Source organism: Streptacidiphilus neutrinimicus (assembly GCF_000787815.1).
Classification (GTDB): Bacteria; Actinomycetota; Actinomycetes; order Streptomycetales; family Streptomycetaceae; genus Streptacidiphilus; species Streptacidiphilus neutrinimicus.
Genome location: NZ_BBPO01000043.1, coordinates 1 through 16,180 on the forward strand (window position 1 = coordinate 1; position 16,180 = coordinate 16,180).

13 protein-coding genes, 1 pseudogene and 2 riboswitches are annotated in these 16,180 nt (G+C 71.6%); of the genes and pseudogenes, 12 read left to right on the forward strand and 2 right to left on the reverse strand.

The genetic code is table 11. The annotated features are described in order from the left end of the window. Nucleotides 1–92 precede the first annotated feature (92 nt). The 11 genes from clsA (at nucleotide 93) to TR48_RS24750 (ending at nucleotide 11,129) form a co-directional block, all read left to right on the forward strand. Entirely contained in the window at nucleotides 93–704 is a 612-nt protein-coding gene (gene clsA, locus TR48_RS24700) for a cardiolipin synthase ClsA (RefSeq protein WP_042371079.1), read from the forward strand. 18 nt (nucleotides 705–722) lie between these two features. Continuing rightward, nucleotides 723–3,227, forward strand: coding sequence for a mannose-1-phosphate guanyltransferase (locus tag TR48_RS24705; protein ID WP_042371081.1), 2,505 nt, complete (start codon nucleotides 723–725; stop codon nucleotides 3,225–3,227). A gap of 145 nt (nucleotides 3,228–3,372) precedes the next feature. Next, nucleotides 3,373–4,281 (forward strand): DUF881 domain-containing protein, encoded by a 909-nt coding sequence (locus tag TR48_RS24710; RefSeq protein WP_042371083.1) that lies wholly within the window; start codon nucleotides 3,373–3,375, stop codon nucleotides 4,279–4,281. Further along, the gene (locus tag TR48_RS24715) at nucleotides 4,278–4,610 is read left to right on the forward strand and encodes a small basic family protein (protein ID WP_042371085.1); all 333 of its coding nucleotides are present in this window, start codon (nucleotides 4,278–4,280) and stop codon (nucleotides 4,608–4,610) included. Before TR48_RS24710 ends, TR48_RS24715 begins: the two co-directional genes overlap by 4 nt. 129 nt (nucleotides 4,611–4,739) lie before the next feature. After that, nucleotides 4,740–5,684: a DUF881 domain-containing protein gene (locus tag TR48_RS24720; protein ID WP_084729722.1), complete on the forward strand. Its 945-nt coding sequence runs from the start codon at nucleotides 4,740–4,742 to the stop codon at nucleotides 5,682–5,684. A 106-nt stretch (nucleotides 5,685–5,790) separates the two neighbouring features. Continuing rightward, on the forward strand, nucleotides 5,791–6,630 hold the full coding sequence (locus tag TR48_RS40825) for a zinc-ribbon and FHA domain-containing protein (protein ID WP_084729723.1): 840 nt from the start codon (nucleotides 5,791–5,793) through the stop codon (nucleotides 6,628–6,630). Nucleotides 6,631–6,700: 70 nt separating this feature from the next. Beyond that, nucleotides 6,701–7,453: a transcriptional regulator FtsR gene (ftsR, locus tag TR48_RS24730; RefSeq protein ID WP_042371095.1), complete on the forward strand. Its 753-nt coding sequence runs from the start codon at nucleotides 6,701–6,703 to the stop codon at nucleotides 7,451–7,453. Between the two features lie 95 nt (nucleotides 7,454–7,548). Beyond that, a complete protein-coding gene (locus TR48_RS24735; protein WP_042371098.1) occupies nucleotides 7,549–8,025 on the forward strand; it encodes a bifunctional nuclease family protein in 477 nt (158 codons plus the stop codon). 221 nt (nucleotides 8,026–8,246) lie between these two features. Beyond that, nucleotides 8,247–8,891 carry a MerR family transcriptional regulator gene (locus tag TR48_RS24740; RefSeq protein ID WP_084729724.1) on the forward strand — a complete coding sequence of 215 codons (645 nt, stop codon included), beginning with the start codon at nucleotides 8,247–8,249 and terminating at the stop codon, nucleotides 8,889–8,891. A 54-nt stretch (nucleotides 8,892–8,945) separates the two neighbouring features. Beyond that, nucleotides 8,946–9,656, forward strand: coding sequence for a SanA/YdcF family protein (locus TR48_RS24745; protein WP_042371102.1), 711 nt, complete (start codon nucleotides 8,946–8,948; stop codon nucleotides 9,654–9,656). A 54-nt stretch (nucleotides 9,657–9,710) separates the two neighbouring features. Next, nucleotides 9,711–11,129, forward strand: a complete 1,419-nt coding sequence (locus TR48_RS24750) for a DNA polymerase IV (protein WP_042371104.1) — start codon at nucleotides 9,711–9,713, stop codon at nucleotides 11,127–11,129. A gap of 100 nt (nucleotides 11,130–11,229) precedes the next feature. Here TR48_RS24750 and TR48_RS42285 read toward each other — a convergent pair whose 3' ends face one another. Together TR48_RS42285 and TR48_RS46640 are read right to left on the reverse strand one after the other, a co-directional pair. Beyond that, nucleotides 11,230–12,381 carry a YsnF/AvaK domain-containing protein gene (locus tag TR48_RS42285; RefSeq protein ID WP_369405611.1) on the reverse strand — a complete coding sequence of 384 codons (1,152 nt, stop codon included), beginning with the start codon at nucleotides 12,379–12,381 and terminating at the stop codon, nucleotides 11,230–11,232. A 36-nt stretch (nucleotides 12,382–12,417) separates the two neighbouring features. Then, a pseudogene (locus tag TR48_RS46640) lies at nucleotides 12,418–12,762 on the reverse strand (PRC-barrel domain-containing protein); the annotation flags it as partial. 184 nt (nucleotides 12,763–12,946) lie between these two features. Further along, nucleotides 12,947–13,045, forward strand: a riboswitch (glycine riboswitch). Between the two features lies 1 nt (nucleotide 13,046). Beyond that, nucleotides 13,047–13,174: riboswitch (glycine riboswitch) on the forward strand. 53 nt (nucleotides 13,175–13,227) lie between these two features. Here TR48_RS46640 and gcvP point away from each other — a divergent pair. Continuing rightward, complete coding sequence (gene gcvP, locus TR48_RS24760) at nucleotides 13,228–16,107, forward strand: aminomethyl-transferring glycine dehydrogenase (protein WP_042371106.1); 2,880 nt, start codon at nucleotides 13,228–13,230, stop codon at nucleotides 16,105–16,107. Nucleotides 16,108–16,180 lie beyond the last annotated feature (73 nt).

The window sequence follows — 16,180 nt, forward strand, 5'->3', positions numbered from 1 at the left end:
CCAGCAGGCCCCTGACCGTAGGTCAGGGGCCTGCTGTGGCATGCCGTAAAGTCGGGCTGCATCGTTCGAAGTGTTCTACAGGAGGATCCCGGGTGGAGGTACAGGAGACGCGCGTCCAGACCGACCGCGTGTTCACCATCCCCAACGTGCTGAGCATGGCACGTCTCGTCGGGGTGCCGATCTTCCTCTGGCTGGTCCTCTGGCCCGTGTTCGGCGGGCCCAAGAACGACGGGTGGGCCATCGCCATCCTCGCGCTGAGCGGCGTCAGCGACTATCTCGACGGGAAGCTTGCGCGGCGCTGGGGGCAGGTGAGCCGGCTGGGCCAGCTGCTCGATCCGCTCGCGGACCGTCTCTTCGTGCTGTCGACCATCGTGGGTCTCACCGCGCGTCGCATCATGCCCTGGTGGCTCACGGCCATCCTCCTTGCACGCGAGATCTTCATCGCATCCCTCCTTCCGGTTCTCAGACGTCACGGATACGGACCACCCGAGGTGAACTTCATCGGGAAGGCGGCTACGTTCAATCTGATGTACGCATTCCCTTTGCTGCTGCTCACCACCTATGACAACTGGGTCGGGACTGTGGCGAGCGTCATCGGTTGGGCGTTCGTCTGGTGGGGTACGACGCTCTACTGGTGGGCAGGGATCCTGTACGCGGTGCAGACCCGCCGTCTCGTGAAGACGCAGGATGGCGCCCTGCCCTAATAAGGAGGAGCCAGCCGGATGAAGGCCGTTGTGATGGCCGGAGGCGAGGGAACTCGTCTCCGCCCGATGACCGCGAGTATGCCGAAGCCCCTGCTGCCGGTGGTGAATCGGCCGATCATGGAGCACGTGCTCAGGCTGCTCAAGAGGCACGGCCTGACCGACACGGTCGTGACAGTCCAGTTCCTCGCCTCACTCGTCCGGAACTACTTCGGCGACGGCGAGGAACTCGGCATGAAGCTGACGTACGCCAACGAGGAGAAGCCCCTGGGCACGGCCGGCAGCGTCAAGAACGCCGAGGACGCGCTCAAGGACGACTCGTTCCTGGTGATCTCGGGCGACGCGCTGACGGATTTCGATCTGACCGCGCTGATGGAATTCCACCGCGCCAAGGGCGCGATGGTCACCGTCTGCCTCACCCGCGTGCCCAATCCCCTCGAATTCGGGATCACGATTCTCGACGAGGAGGGACAGGTCGAGCGCTTCCTCGAGAAGCCCACCTGGGGCCAGGTCTTCTCCGACACGGTGAACACCGGCATCTACGTGATGGAGCCCGAGGTCTTCGACTACGTCGCGGCCGACACCTCCGTCGACTGGTCCGGTGACGTCTTCCCGCAGTTGCTCAAGGAGGGCAAGCCGATCTACGGCTACGTCGCCGAGGGCTACTGGGAGGACGTCGGCACGCACGAGAGCTACGTCAAGGCCCAGGCGGACGTCCTCGAGGGCAAGGTCGACGTCGACATCGAGGGCTTCGAGATGGCCCCGGGGGTGTGGATCGCCGAGGGCGCGGAGGTCGACCGCGAGGCGGTGCTGCGGGGGCCGCTCTACATCGGCGACTACGCCAAGGTCGAGGGCGGCGTGGAGATCCGCGAGCACACCGTGCTCGGCAGCAACGTCGTCGTCAAGCGCGGCGCGTTCCTGCACAAGGCCGTCATCCACGACAACGTCTACGTCGGCCCGCAGACGAACCTGCGCGGATGTGTCATCGGCAAGAACACCGACGTGATGCGTGCCGCCCGGATCGAGGACGGCGCGGTCATCGGCGACGAGTGCCTGATCGAGGAGGAGTCGATCGTCGCGGGCAACGTCCGCGTCTATCCCTTCAAGACGATCGAGGCCGGCGCCTTCGTCAACACCTCGGTGATCTGGGAGTCCCGCGGCCAGGAGCACCTGTTCGGGGCCCGCGGCGTCTCCGGGATCATCAACGTGGAGATCACGCCGGAGCTGGCGGTGCGCCTGGCCGGCGCGTACGCGACGACCTTGAAGAAGGGCGCCACGGTCACCATCGCGCGTGACCACTCCCGTGGCGCCCGAGCACTCAAGCGCGCGATGATCTCCGCGCTGCAGGCGAGCGCCATCGAGGTGCGCGATCTGGAGAACGTGCCGATGCCCGTCGCGCGCCAGCAGACCGCGCGCGGCAGCGCCGGCGGCATCTTCCTGCGGACGACGCCCGGTGTGCCGGACTCGCTCGACGTGCTCTTCTTCGACGAGCGGGGCGCCGACCTGTCCCAGGCGGGTCAGCGCAAGCTCGACCGCGTCTACGCCCGGCAGGAGTACCGCCGCGCGTTCCCGGGCGAGATCGGGGACCTGACCTTCCCGGCGACGGTCTTCGACTCCTACGCGGGCAGCCTGCTGCGCGCGATCGACACGCGGGGTGTGGCCGAGGCCAAGCTGAAGGTCGTCGCGGACGTGGCCAACGGCAGCGCGTCGCTGCTGCTGCCGAGCATCCTCGGCAAGCTCGGCATCGAGGCGCTGACGGTCAACCCGGGCATGGACGAGTCCCGGCCGACGGAGACCATCGAGGAGCGCCGGGCGGGCATGGTCCGTCTCGGCGAGCTGGTGGCGTCCTCGCGGGCGGCCTTCGGGGTGCGCTTCGACCCGGTGGGCGAGCGCGTCTCCTTCGTGGACGAGCGCGGCCGGATCATCGAGGACGACCGTTCGCTGCTGGTCATGCTCGATCTGATCGCGGCGGAGGGTCGCAGCGGCAAGGTGGCGCTGCCGGTCACCACCACGCGGATCGCGGAGCAGGTCGCGGCTTACCACGGCACCCAGGTGTCGTGGACGACGACCTCGCCCGACGACCTGGCCCGGGCCGCGTCCTCGGAGGGCACCGTCTTCGGCGGCGACGGCCGAGGCGGCTTCGTGGTGCCGGAGTTCAGCGGCGTCTTCGACGGCACCGCGGCGTTCGTCCGGCTGCTCGGGCTGGTCGCCCGGACGCAGCTCACCCTCAGCCAGATCGACGCCCGCATCCCGCGGGCCCATGTGCACCGCCGTGACCTCGCCACCCCGTGGGCGGCGAAGGGCATGGTCATGCGCACGGTCGTGGAGGCGGCGGGCGAGCGGGAGGTCGACACGACCGACGGCGTCCGGGTGGTGGAGCCGGACGGTCGCTGGACGATGGTCCTGCCGGACCCGGCCGAGGCCGTCACCCACCTGTGGGCCGAGGGTCCCGACGAGACCTCGACCCTGGCGCTGCTCGACGAGTGGGCGGCGGTCGTGGAGTCGGCGGGACGGGACCAGACCTGAGGTAGTCGCAGCGGGCAGGGGCGTGGGATCGCACATCCGTGCGGCCCCACGCCCCTGGCTTGCGCCGGGGGCGTCGTGGCCGCTGTGGTCGCGACGGGGGGAGCCAAAGCCGGAGCACTGCGCGCAACGTGGGACGATATCCCCCATGTCGACGACCGCCCCCCGCTCCGATGAGCGCGCTGACGCGCGCTACGCGCGGCCCGACGCGTCGATGTCGCTGCTCACGAACGTGGTGGAGCACAGTCTCGACGACGGCTATGCCGACGAGGCGCGGCGCACCGGCCGCTACGGGAGCAGCCGCCTGCCGACGACGCTGCGCGGAAAGCTGGTCCTCGGGCTGGGGATCGCTCTGGTGGCGACGATCCTGTCGGTGGGCGTGAGCCAGGTCCAGCAGAACGCGCCCGTGGCCGCGAAGCAGCGGCAGGAGCTGATCGACCGGATCGACGAGACCACGACGACCGCGGACGGGGTGCAGCAGCAGATCGGCCAGCTGCAGTCACAGCTGGACCAGGCCCGCAGCAACGCCGTCAGCGCGCCGGACACGGCGCAGCTCGACGCGCTCGAGCTCGTCACGGGGATGACGCCGGTGTCGGGGCCGGGGATCCTGGTGACGGTCGACGACGCGGCCTCGGCCGGGACGGATCTGAACAACGCGAGCCCGCGAGCCGGGGCCGGGTTCTCGAACACCGGGCGGGTGCGCGACAGCGACCTGCAGCTCGTGGTGAACGCGCTGTGGCAGTCGGGCGCCGAGGCGGTCGCGATCAACGACCAGCGCCTGACCAACCTCTCGGCGATCCGGGCTGCCGGGGACGCGATACTGGTCAACGACCACCCGCTCACGCTGCCTTACAAGCTGCAGGCCGTCGGCGGGCCCTCACTGGAGGAGTCGTTCCAGAACAACGCCTACGGCGGGCTGTATCTGGGTCAGCTGAAGCAGAACTACCAGATCCGTTACGACGTCTCCGCTCAGGGCGGCCTCTCGCTGCCGGCAGCGAGTGTCGGTCCGCTGCTCAATGCTCACCCGTCTCCGTCGGAAGGGACCAAGCGACCGTGATCGCCGTACTCGGGCTGGTGCTCGGAGTCGTCGTCGGGCTGTTCGTGCAGCCGGACATCCCCGCTGCCTGGGTTCCGTATCTGCCCATCGCCATCGTGGCCGCGCTCGACGCGGTCTTCGGCGGCGTGCGCGCGATGCTGGACGGGATCTTCTCCGACAAGGTCTTCGTGGTCTCCTTCCTGTCCAACGTCGTCGTGGCGGCGCTGATCGTCTTCCTCGGCGACCAGCTCGGCGTCGGTTCGCAGCTGTCGACGGGCGTGATCGTCGTCCTCGGCATCCGGATCTTCTCCAACGCGGCCGCGATCAGACGCCACCTGTTCCGGGCCTAGGCGCGGAACAGGTGTCCGTGACGTTCTGTGACAGAACCGGAGTGCAGTGACCGAATACCGGGGTAGTACGGATGGCAGGATGATCGGCAGAGGCCGACAGGCAGGCATACGAACGGCAGGAGCAGCACGGTGAGCGGCGACGATGCACCCCGGGTCCCGGAGGACCGGGGGCCCGAGCACGCCCCCGAGTCGTCCGCTCCGCCCGCGTCGGAGTCGTCGCCCGCCGCGCAGGGCTCGCCGGTCCCGGAGCCTTCGCCCGCGTCGGTCGCCGGGGATGCCAGCAAGTCCGAGGAGTCCGAGGAGTCCGAGGAGTCCGTCGAGCCTTCGCCCGAGGCGGAGCCGGGGCCGGCGCTCACCGGACGTCAGCGTCTGGCCGCCGCGCTGTGGCCGCCGCGGGTCAACCGTGCCCAGCTCGTGGTCGCGCTGCTGCTGTTCGCCCTCGGCCCCGGCGTCGCGTTCCAGGTCAGGGCGAACACCACGCAGAACCAGATCCGCGGCGCCCGCCAGGACGACCTGGTCCGCATCCTCGACGAGGTCGACGCCCGGCAGCAGCGCCTTGATCAGGAACGCACGCAGTTGCAGCAGTCGTTGACCCAGTTGCAGACCAGCTCGAACCAGGCGAAGGAGGCGCAGGCGCAGACCCAGCTGAAGGAGCAGCAGCTCGGTGTGCTCGCCGGGACGGTCGCCGCGACAGGTCCCGGGGTGACGCTGACCATCAAGGACCCGGGCGGGAACGTCCAGGCGGCTATGCTGCTCAACACGCTGGAGGAGCTGCGCGCGGCAGGGGCGGAGGCGGTACAGATCAACAATGTCCGGGTGGTGGCGGGTACCTGGTTCTCGGATGCGAACCGGGGCACGGTCACGATCAGCGGCACGACCGTCTCCGAGCCCTACGTCTTCACGGCCATCGGCAACCCGCAGGACCTGGACACGGCGCTCAACATCCCGGGGGGCGTGGTGCAGTCCGTGGCCAGCGACAAGGGCACGGCGACGGTGAAGCGTTCCCAGTCGCTGGACGTGACCGCCTTGATCCCTTTGAGCACGCCCGACTACGCTCACACGACGCATCCATGACGTTCACGACGTTCACGTTCCGACCAGATCCAGCCGCACCAGTCCTGTCCACGATGGCTCCACCTCGCCCCACGGGCGGGTCCGTGTCACGCAAGGGGTATCGCCCGTGAGTCTGTTCTCGAAGCTGTTCGGCCGGAAGTCCCGTGAGGGCGCTGCGGTCGAGGCGCCCACCGCCCGCCACCGCCGGGCGGACGCCGAGTACGGGGCCGGTGTCCCGGGCATGCGTGCCCCCGAGGCCGACAGCTACACCGCGGCCGGCGAACGGCCGCTCTTCCGTGACGAGGACGGCCGACACGCGGGCGTGCCGAGTGGCGGTCCTATAGCCTCCCAGCCGGTACCCTCAAGCTCAGGTGGAGGGTTTGCGGCCGATCCGTATTCCCAAGGCCAGTCAGGCGAACCGCGACAGGAGGCCGCAGGCGTGTCGTTGTGCACCCGATGCGGATACAACAACCCCGAGTCCGCCCGCTTCTGCTCCAACTGCGGCGCCCCGCTGCGGGCCCGGGTGGGCGGGGCCGAGCGTCCCTCGGAGACCACGTCCACGATCTCGATCTCGGGTCTGGAGGCGTACGAGCCTGAGGCGCCCACGCAGGTTCCCGGCCTCTCGCCGGAGGCGCAGGCCGCCGTCGACGCGCTGCCGCCGGGCTCGGCCCTGCTGGTGGTGCGCCGGGGCCCGAACTCGGGCAGCCGGTTCCTGCTGGACACCGACCTGACCACGGCCGGTCGCCACCCGGAGAGCGACATCTTCCTCGACGACATCACCGTCTCCCGGCGCCACGTGGAGTTCCGGCGTCACCAGGGCGGTGCGTTCACCGTGGCCGACGTCGGCAGCCTGAACGGCACCTACGTCAACCGCGAGCAGATCGACGAGGTGCCGCTGAACACCGGCGACGAGGTGCAGATCGGGAAGTACCGGCTGGTCTTCTTCGCCGCCCGCCCGGGGTACTGAGACGCGGTGCCCCGCCCCTGGGAGGAGTGAGTCAACCGTCGTGCAAGCTGACAGCGGTATCCCCGGGGCGGTGGCGCCCTTCGTCCCCTCCGGCCGTCGGGCCGGAACGGTGGCCCTGCGGCCGCAACTGCTCAGCATCGGCGCGGTCCTGACCGAGCTGCAGGCGGAGTTCCCCGAGGTCACCATCTCCAAGATCCGGTTCCTGGAGGCGGAGCGGTTGGTCGAGCCGCAGCGGACGCCCTCGGGGTACCGCAAGTTCAGCGCCGCGGACGTGGAGCGCCTGGCGTACGTGCTGCGCATGCAGCGCGACCACTACCTGCCGCTGCGCGTCATCCGTGAGCACCTCGCCGCACTCGACCGCGGCGAGAACCCGCCCGCGCTGCCGGGCCCCGGCGGTCCGGGCGGCCCGGGGGAGGAGCCGCAGGACGCGGCGATCACACCCGGCCCCTCGGTCTCGGGCCCTCGGCTGGGGCGCGCCGAGCTGCTGGCTGCCGCCGGGATCACCGAGCAGCAGCTGACCGACTGGGAGTCCTACGGGCTCGTCACCGCGGACGCGGACGGCGGCTTCGACGGCGAGATGCTGCAAGTGGCGCGCCTCGTTGCGGAGTTGGGGCGCTTCGGGCTGGAGCCGCGGCACCTGCGGGCGGTCAAGGCCGCGGCGGACCGCGAGGTCGGCCTGGTCGAGCAGGTGGTGGCCCCGCTGCGGCGGCACCGCAACCCGCAGACGCGCGCGCACGCGGCGGCGATGGCCCGCGAGCTGGCGAATCTCTCCGTGCGCCTGCACGCCGCCCTCGTCCAGGTCGGCCTGCGCGCCCGGCCCTGACTCCCGCACTCCCCTAGCGAAGTGCGGCTTCTCGCTTGCGTCCTCGAACCATGGAGCAACTGGCCTATCGGCCCGGCGCGCCCTAGGGTTGCATTGTGAACGAGCTAGACGTCGTGGGCGTCCGGGTGGAGATGCCGTCGAACCAGCCGATCGTGCTGCTGCGCGAGGTCGGCGGAGACCGCTACCTGCCCATCTGGATCGGGCCCGGAGAGGCCACCGCCATCGCCTTCGCACAGCAGGGCATGACACCCGTGCGTCCGCTCACGCACGACCTCTTCCGCAACGTGCTGGAAGCGGTCGGTCAGCGGCTCACCGCCGTTCGGATCACCGACCTGCGCGAGGGCGTGTTCTACGCCGAGCTGGTCTTCGCCAGCGGCGTCGAGGTCAGTGCGCGTCCCTCGGACGCGATAGCGCTGGCGCTGCGGACGGGCACGCCGATCTACGGCGCGGAGGACGTGCTCGACGAGGCCGGCATCGCGATTCCGGACGAGCAGGAGGACGAGGTCGAGCGGTTCCGCGAGTTCCTCGACCAGATCTCCCCCGAGGACTTCGGCAGCTCCGGCTCCCAGTGAGCTCCCACTGAGGGGAGGGTTTGAGCCGCTCCATTCGAGCCCATGTACCCCGGCCGGGGACACGCAAAACCACCCGCGAGGCTGATATCACCCGCCATGCCGAGCGTGGCGATCGTTGACGCGCTCTTGCCTACTGCCTACCTTCGACTGTGAACGTCCCGGGTGTGCCACCCCGCACCCCCGCTGCGGCGGTTCCGGAGTCGACAGGACGGAGGGTCGTGTTGAGCAGCACGGGTGACAGAACAGCCACAAGCGGCTCATGCCCCATCCATGCCCCGGTCCGGACGCTGCCGCGTGCGGCGCGGTCCGGGTGGGAGGGCATGCCGACGGTGCCGCTGCCGGCGGAGCCGCAGGACGACGTGCTGCCCAGTGCCGAGCTGATCGGCTACCGCGGACCGACCGCCTGTGCGGCGGCCGGGATCACCTACCGCCAGCTGGACTACTGGGCCCGCACCGGACTGGTCGAGCCGAGCGTGCGTCCGGCCCAGGGCTCCGGCACGCAGCGGCTCTACGCGGTGCGCGACATCCTCGTGCTCAAGGTCGTCAAGCGGCTGCTCGACGCGGGCGTCTCGCTGCAGAGCATCCGGACGGCGGTCGACCATCTGGCCCAGCGGCCGGAGGACGCGCTGCCCGGCATCACGCTGATGAGCGACGGCGCGACGGTCTACGAGTGCAGTTCCGCGCACCAGGTCGTCGAGCTGCTCCAGCGCGGTCAGGGGATCTTCGGGATCGCCGTGGGCGCGGTGGCGCGCGAGGTGGAGTCCTCGCTCAGCCGCCTGCACGGCGAGCGCGCCGACACGGGCGAGAACGTCCTCGGCTTCGACCCGGCCGACGAACTCGCGCGGCGCCGCAACCGCGCGGTCTGAGCCGCGCGTCCGCTCCGTCGAAGAGAGAAGCGATCGACGGCGGGTGGGGGACGCATGCGGGTGGGGCTGCCACGGTTGCGTCGGTTCCGCAGACTGTGCCCGGTGCGCTGGCGGGAGCGGCGGATCCAGCGCCGGGCCTTCCAGCTGCTGTGCGCGGCGGCGCTGGCGGTGCTGGTGCCGACGGCCGTCGTCTGGTGCCAGGGCGGCCCGAGGCTGCGGAGCGTCGCGGACGCGCCTGCGGAGCCGGTCGTGATGGTCTTCGGCGCGGGGCTCGACGGCGGCAAGCCGTCCCCGTACCTGCGGCACCGGCTCGACGCCGCGCTCGCGCTCTACCGTGAGGGCCGGGTCCGCGCCGTGCTGGTGACCGGCGACAACAGCAGGGTGAGCTACGACGAGCCCGACGCGATGCGCGACTACCTCGTCCAGCACGGCGTGCCGGCGGACCTGGTCGTGCGAGACTACGCCGGGTTCAACACCTGGGACTCCTGCAGCCGCGCCCACCGCATCTTCGGTGTCAGCCGGGCGCTGCTGGTCAACCAGGGCTACGCGGTCCGGCGCGCGGTCGCGCTGTGCGAGGCGGCGGGCATCGACTCCTACGGCATCGGCGTCGAGGAACCGCACGACGCGACCTGGCAGGCGGGCGTGGTGCGTGAGCTCGCGTCGATGGACAAGGCCGTGCTGCTCGACGAGCTGTTCGACCCCGATCCGCATCTGCTCGGGCCCAGGGAGACCTCGCTCGCCGCCGCGGAGGCCGGCGCACGCTGACGCCGGCCCGGGCGCCGCGGCTCGGTTGTCGTACCCGTGCGCGATGATCGGGCTATGCGTCCCGTGCCGTCGATCCTGCATCTCGACATGGACGCCTTCTTCGCCTCGGTGGAGCAGGCGTCCAAGCCGAGCCTGCGCGGGAAGCCGGTGATCGTCGGCGGTCTGGGCGCGCGCGGCGTCGTCTCCACCGCGTCCTACGAGGCGCGGCGTTTCGGGGTGCACTCGGCGATGGCCATGGCGCAGGCGCGTCGGCTGGCGCCCAACGCCGCCTACCTGATCCCGCGCTTCGAGCTGTACCGGCAGGTCAGCGACGAGGTCATGGCGCTGCTGCGGGAGCTGTCCCCCCTGGTCGAGCCGCTGAGCCTGGACGAGGCCTTCGTCGACCTCGCGGCCGGCCCGTACGGGGAGGCGCTGGCGACGGAGGGCGCGGAGCTGGCCCGCGCGGTGGCGGAGGACCTGCGGGAGGACATCCGCACCCGGGTGGGCCTCACCGCCTCGGTGGGCCTGTCGACGACGAAGTTCCTCGCCAAGATCGCCTCCGAGCAGGCCAAGCCGGACGGCCTGGTGCTGATCGAGGCCGGGCGCGAGCGCGAGGTGCTGGACACGCTCTCGGTCCGCGCGCTGCCCGGCGTGGGCCCAGCCACGGAGGAGACGCTGCGGCGCGCGGGCCTGACCCAGATCCGCGAGGTGGCGGCCCTCCCGCAGGAGGAGCTCGTGCACCTGCTCGGCCGCGCGCACGGAGCGGGCGTGCACGCCCTGGCGCTGGGCCTCGACGACCGCCCGGTGGTGGCCGAGCGGGACGCCAAGTCGGTCTCCGTCGAGGACACCTTCGAGGTGGATCTGCTCGACCGGGACCACATCGTCACCGAGCTGGAGCGGCTGGCTGACCGCTGCGTGCGCCGCTTGCGGGCGGCCGGGCGCTCCGGCCGGACGGTCGTGGTCAAGATCCGCCGCTTCGACTTCAGCACGCTGACCCGCAGCGAGACGCTCCCCGCGCCGACCGACGACCCGCTGGTCATCGCGCAGATGGCCCGTCGCCTGCTGGACTCGGTGGAGCTGCTGGGCGGCATCCGGCTGCTCGGCGTCGGCGTGACCGGTCTCGCCGACTGGACCCAGGAGGACCTCTTCGCACAGGCGCTGCGCGAGGGGCTGGCCGAGGACGCGGCGGACGAGGCCGCCGACGCGGAGCAGGCGCGGGAGACGGGGGAGGCCGAGGAGGACGCGGCGTACGGCGGCCCGGCGGGTCCGCGCGCCTTCCATCCGGGCGGCGAGCTCAAGGCCCGGCGCTGGGCGCCGGGGCAGGACGTGGAGCACGCGGAGCTCGGGCACGGCTGGGTGCAGGGCAGCGGCGTGGGCCGCGTCACGATCCGCTTCGAGACCCCGAACTCGCCAGTCGGCCGGGTGCGGACCTTCGCCGTCGACGATCCGGCCCTGAGCTCGGCCGGCGCACTTCCGCTGGTCGGCACCGCATAGGCGCGGCCGGCACGGGCGTGCACGCGTCGCGCCCCCGGCCGGAGCCGGGGGCGCGGTGGTGGTGCGGGGGTCGGGCGCCGGAGGGTGGGGCGCGGGAGGGTCAGGCGCCGAGGGCGTGACCTGGGAGGTCGGGGTTGCGGCTCGTTCCCGTCGGGTTCGCCGTGCGCAGGGGAGTGCTCGGCGACTGGCCGGGCGAGGGCTGCGAGCCCGAGGAGTAGCCGCCGTTCGCCCCGGAGCCGGCGGGAGTCACCGGCGTGCCGGCCGCCTTGCTGCCGTCCTGCACCTGGATGTGCTCGCGGTGCAGTTGCTCGCGGACGACCTCCTCCTCGGTGACGCGCTCGGTCACCAGCCGGATGCGCTCGACCGGGACGACGGTCTTCTTCACCACCAGCCGCTCCTCGTGGAGGGTCACCTCCTCCACGCTCTCCGCGATCTCGGCCTCCGTGAGCTGCGCGCGCTCCTCCGCGCCGACGGGCACCCGCTCGACCCGGATGCGTTCGCGCACGACCGGCACCCGGCGCTCGACCTGCTCGCTCGTCACGTACTTGCGCAGCCGCGCCCGGCCGAGGACGTGCCACTCGGTGGAGATGTCGAGGCGCTCCTCGCGGCAGACGATCTCCAGCGGCTCCGGCACGGGGTTCTTGGAGCCGGCGTCGGCGGAGGAGGCCGGGAGGCCCAGACCCGGAAGCGGATCGGTCAGCGGGTCGGGTCGGCGCTGGGTCTCCGGCGAGGAACTCGCCGCGGTGCCGGTCCCGGCCCCCATGCCCACGCCCATTCCGGCGCCCCCGGCCGGGAACGGCGCGGGAGGCGGCGTCTGGGTCGTCGGGGTCTGCACGGTCGGCGCCTGCGCGGCGGAGGCCGCCGCGCCCTGGCTCGTCGAGGTCTGGCTCGTCGAGGTCTGGCCCATCGAGGTCTGGCCCGTCGACGTCTGGCCCGTCGGCGTGCGGACGGTCGGAGCGCTCGGCGAGGACACCGCGGCCGCCGCGGGTGCCGCCGCCGCGGCGGGGCCCGCCATCCCCGGCTGCGGCTGGGCGGCGGAGGCGTGCGGCGCCGAGCCGGTCATGAAGGAGGAGGTGCGACCGGCGTTGGCCAGCGGCTGGACCGTCGGCGTCGTCAGGGTCTGCTCCGCGGGCTTCTCGTGCTCGGGCTTGTCGCGACGTCCCGCCGCCATCCCGGCGGCCGCGCCCGCGGCACCCGCTCCGGCCCCCGCGACGACCGTGGCCGGACCGCCGTTCGAGCCCGCCGCGGCCATGGACGGCTTCTCGCCCGCCTTCTCCCCGGCCCGCACGCCCGGCTCCGCCGCGTGCTGGCCGCCGCCCGTCGGGACCTCGAGGCCGTAGTAGCGGTACAGCTGCAGTTCCTGCGCGGGGGAGAGGTGCTGGCCCACCCCGAAGTCGGGCGAGTCCTTGACCAGTGCCTTCTCGTACGGCACCCGCAGCTCGTCCGAGACGAACTCGCTCGTCGTGAGCGGGACGAAGGCGTCGCGGCCGAACAGCCCGGTACGGACGGCGGCCCACTCCGGCTGACCGGTGGCGTCGTCGAGGTAGACCTCGTCCACCGTGCCGATCTTCTCGCCGTTCTTGTCGACGGCCTTGTGCCCGATCAGATCCCTGGGGTCGATCTCGGTCTGCACGTCTTCCACTCCTCCATCGGCCGCGCCGGTCTGCTCAAAAGACGAACGTGCTCAAGTCATACGAAAAGGCACAATGATGTCTTTGTCGAACGCTTGCGACTCCGTCGGTGTGTCGCTGCGCCGTACGGGTTGCCCGGGACCCGTCGGAAGGACGATCCGCGCTGGTACCCTGGCGATTGACCGTCGAGCACGTGCGGGAGAGTCCGACCGCCCCAGAGGGCGTCGGCGCCGAAGGAGCAACTCCTCCCCGGAATCTCTCAGGCCGAAGTACCGCACAGGCGAGGTCGACTCTGGAAAGCAGGGCCGTGCCGCCGGAACTCCGCAGGGTTCCCCGGGACGGCGCTCACCGACGGTGAAAGCCGATCTCGAGTGGATCGGTGAAGCTCTCAGGTTCCATGACAGAGGGGGAGGCCGCCCGGGCGCCCCGCCGCGCTCACCCGGTCCGACCAGGAGGCCAGACTCCCCATGACGTCGCTTTCCGAGCTGGAGCACGCCAGCCCCTTCGAGAACCGCCACATCGGCCCCACCGACGAGGCGCAGGCCAAGATGCTGGCGCAGGTGGGCTACGGCTCCCTGGACGAGCTGACCGCCGCGGCCGTGCCGGACGCGATCCGCAGCCTGACCGCGCTGGACCTGCCCGCCGCCCGCTCCGAGGCCGAGGTCCTCGCCGAGCTGCGCGAGCTGGCCGACCGCAACCAGGTGCTGCGCTCCATGATCGGCCTGGGCTACTACGGCACCTTCACCCCGCCGGTGATCCTGCGCAACGTGCTGGAGAACCCCTCCTGGTACACCGCCTACACGCCCTACCAGCCGGAGATCTCCCAGGGCCGTCTGGAGGCCCTGCTCAACTTCCAGACCGTCGTCACCGACCTGACCGGCCTGCCGACCGCCGGAGCCTCGCTCCTGGACGAGGGCACCGCCGCCGCCGAGGCCGTGGCGCTGGCCCGGCGCATGGGCAAGGTCAAGGGCGGCGTCTTCGTCATCGACGCCGACACCCTGCCGCAGACCGTCGCGGTCATCGAGACCCGTACCGTCCCGACCGGCATCGAGACCGTCGTCGCGGACCTGAGCGAGGGCATCCCGGCCGAGATCGCCGAGCGCGGCGTCTTCGGCGTGCTGCTCCAGTACCCGGGCGCGTCCGGCGCCGTGCGCGACCTGGCCCCGGTCATCGCGCAGGCCAAGGAGCTCGGCGCGGTCGTCACCGTCGCCGCGGACCTGCTGGCGCTGACCCTGCTGAAGTCCCCGGGCGAGCTCGGCGCGGACATCGCCGTCGGCACCACCCAGCGCTTCGGCGTCCCGATGGGCTTCGGCGGCCCGCACGCCGGCTACATGTCCGTGCGCGCCGAGTTCGCGCGCAGCCTTCCCGGCCGCCTGGTCGGCGTCTCCGTCGACGCCGACGGCAACCGCGCCTACCGCCTGGCCCTGCAGACCCGCGAGCAGCACATCCGCCGCGAGAAGGCCACCTCCAACATCTGCACCGCCCAGGTGCTGCTGGCCGTCATGGCCTCCATGTACGCCGTGTACCACGGCCCGGACGGCCTGGCCAAGATCGCTTCGCGCACCCACCGCTACGCCTCCGTGCTGGCCGAGGGCCTGCGCCGCGGCGGCGTGGCGATCGTCTCCGACGCGTTCTTCGACACCGTCACCGCCCGTGTCGAGGGCCGCGCGGCCGAGGTCGTCGCTGCCGCTGCCGCCGCCGGCGTCAACCTGCGCCAGGACGGCGCCGACCTGGTCGGCATCGCCTGCGACGAGACCACCACCCGCGCCGACCTGGCCGCCGTCTGGGGCGCCTTCGGCGTCCCGGCCGACCTCGACGTGGACGCGCTGGACGCCGAGGCGGGCGCCTCCCTGTCGGACGCGCTGCTGCGCACCGACGAGTACCTGACGCACCCCACCTTCCACGCGCACCGCTCCGAGACCGCGATGCTGCGCTACCTGCGCTCGCTCGCCGACAAGGACTACGCGCTGGACCGCGGCATGATCCCGCTCGGCTCCTGCACCATGAAGCTGAACGCCACCACCGAGATGGAGGCGATCACCTGGCCGGAGTTCGCGAACGTGCACCCGTTCGCGCCGGTCGAGCAGGCCGCCGGCTACCTGCAGCTGATCAACGAGCTGGAAGACCGCCTGGCGGAGGTCACCGGCTACGACAAGGTCTCCATCCAGCCCAACGCCGGTTCCCAGGGCGAGCTGGCCGGCCTGCTGGCGGTCCGCGCCTACCACCTGTCCAACGGCGACGCCGGCCGCGACGTCTGCCTGATCCCCTCCTCGGCCCACGGCACCAACGCCGCCTCGGCCGTGATGGCGGGCATGCGCGTCGTCGTGGTCAAGACGCTGCCCGACGGCGACGTCGACGTCGAGGACCTGCGCGCGAAGATCGAGCAGCACCGCGACTCGCTGGCCGTGCTGATGGTGACCTACCCCTCCACGCACGGCGTGTACGAGGAGAACATCGGCGACATCTGCGCCGCGGTCCACGAGGCGGGCGGCCAGGTCTACGTCGACGGCGCCAACCTCAACGCGCTGGTCGGTCTGGCCAAGCCGGGCAAGTTCGGCGCGGACGTCTCGCACCTGAACCTGCACAAGACCTTCTGCATCCCGCACGGCGGCGGCGGTCCGGGCGTCGGCCCGGTCGCGGTCCGCGCGCACCTCGCGCCGTTCCTGCCGAACCACCCGCTGCAGCCGACCGCCGGCCCGGAGACGGGCGTCGGCCCGATCTCGGCCGCGCCGTGGGGCTCGGCGGCGATCCTGCCGATCTCGTGGTCGTACGTCCGCCTGATGGGCGGCGAGGGCCTCAAGCGCGCGACGCAGGTGGCGGTGCTGAACGCGAACTACATCGCGAAGCGCCTGGCTCCCTACTACCCGGTGCTCTTCACCGGCCCCGGCGGCCTCGTCGCGCACGAGTGCATCATCGACCTCCGGCCGCTGGCGAAGTCGGCGGGCGTCTCCGTGGACGACGTGGCCAAGCGCCTGATCGACTACGGCTTCCACGCCCCGACGATGTCGTTCCCGGTGGCCGGCACGCTGATGATCGAGCCCACCGAGAGCGAAGATCTGACCGAAATTGACCGCTTCTGCACGGCGATGATTGCCATCCGTGCGGAAATTGACAAGGTTGGCTCCGGAGAGTGGCCGGCGGAGGACAACCCGCTGCACAACGCCCCGCACACCGCGGCGGCGCTCGCGGGTGAGTGGGACCACGCCTACACCCGCGCCGAGGCGGTCTTCCCGTCGGGCGTCAACCCGACGACGAAGTACTGGCCCCCGGTCCGCCGCATCGACGGCGCCTTCGGCGACCGCAACCTCGTCTGCAGCTGCCCGCCCCTGGACGACTACGAGGGCTGAGTCGCACTGACCCAAGGGGCGCGGGGAACCGCGCGACAAACCACCCGGGGCGGATGGTCCTCCAGTAACAGGG

Excerpts from the sequence above, each read along its gene's own strand:
- TR48_RS42285 (WP_369405611.1), bottom strand. The coding sequence starts at position 12,381 with ATGGCCGCGGCGGGCTCGAACGGCGGTCCGGCCACGGTCGTCGCGGGG.
- TR48_RS24705 (WP_042371081.1), top strand. The coding sequence starts at position 723 with ATGAAGGCCGTTGTGATGGCCGGAGGCGAGGGAACTCGTCTCCGCCCG.
- TR48_RS24745 (WP_042371102.1), top strand. The coding sequence starts at position 8,946 with ATGCGGGTGGGGCTGCCACGGTTGCGTCGGTTCCGCAGACTGTGCCCG.
- TR48_RS24710 (WP_042371083.1), top strand. The coding sequence starts at position 3,373 with ATGTCGACGACCGCCCCCCGCTCCGATGAGCGCGCTGACGCGCGCTAC.
- gcvP (WP_042371106.1), top strand. The coding sequence starts at position 13,228 with ATGACGTCGCTTTCCGAGCTGGAGCACGCCAGCCCCTTCGAGAACCGC.
- TR48_RS24750 (WP_042371104.1), top strand. The coding sequence starts at position 9,711 with ATGCGTCCCGTGCCGTCGATCCTGCATCTCGACATGGACGCCTTCTTC.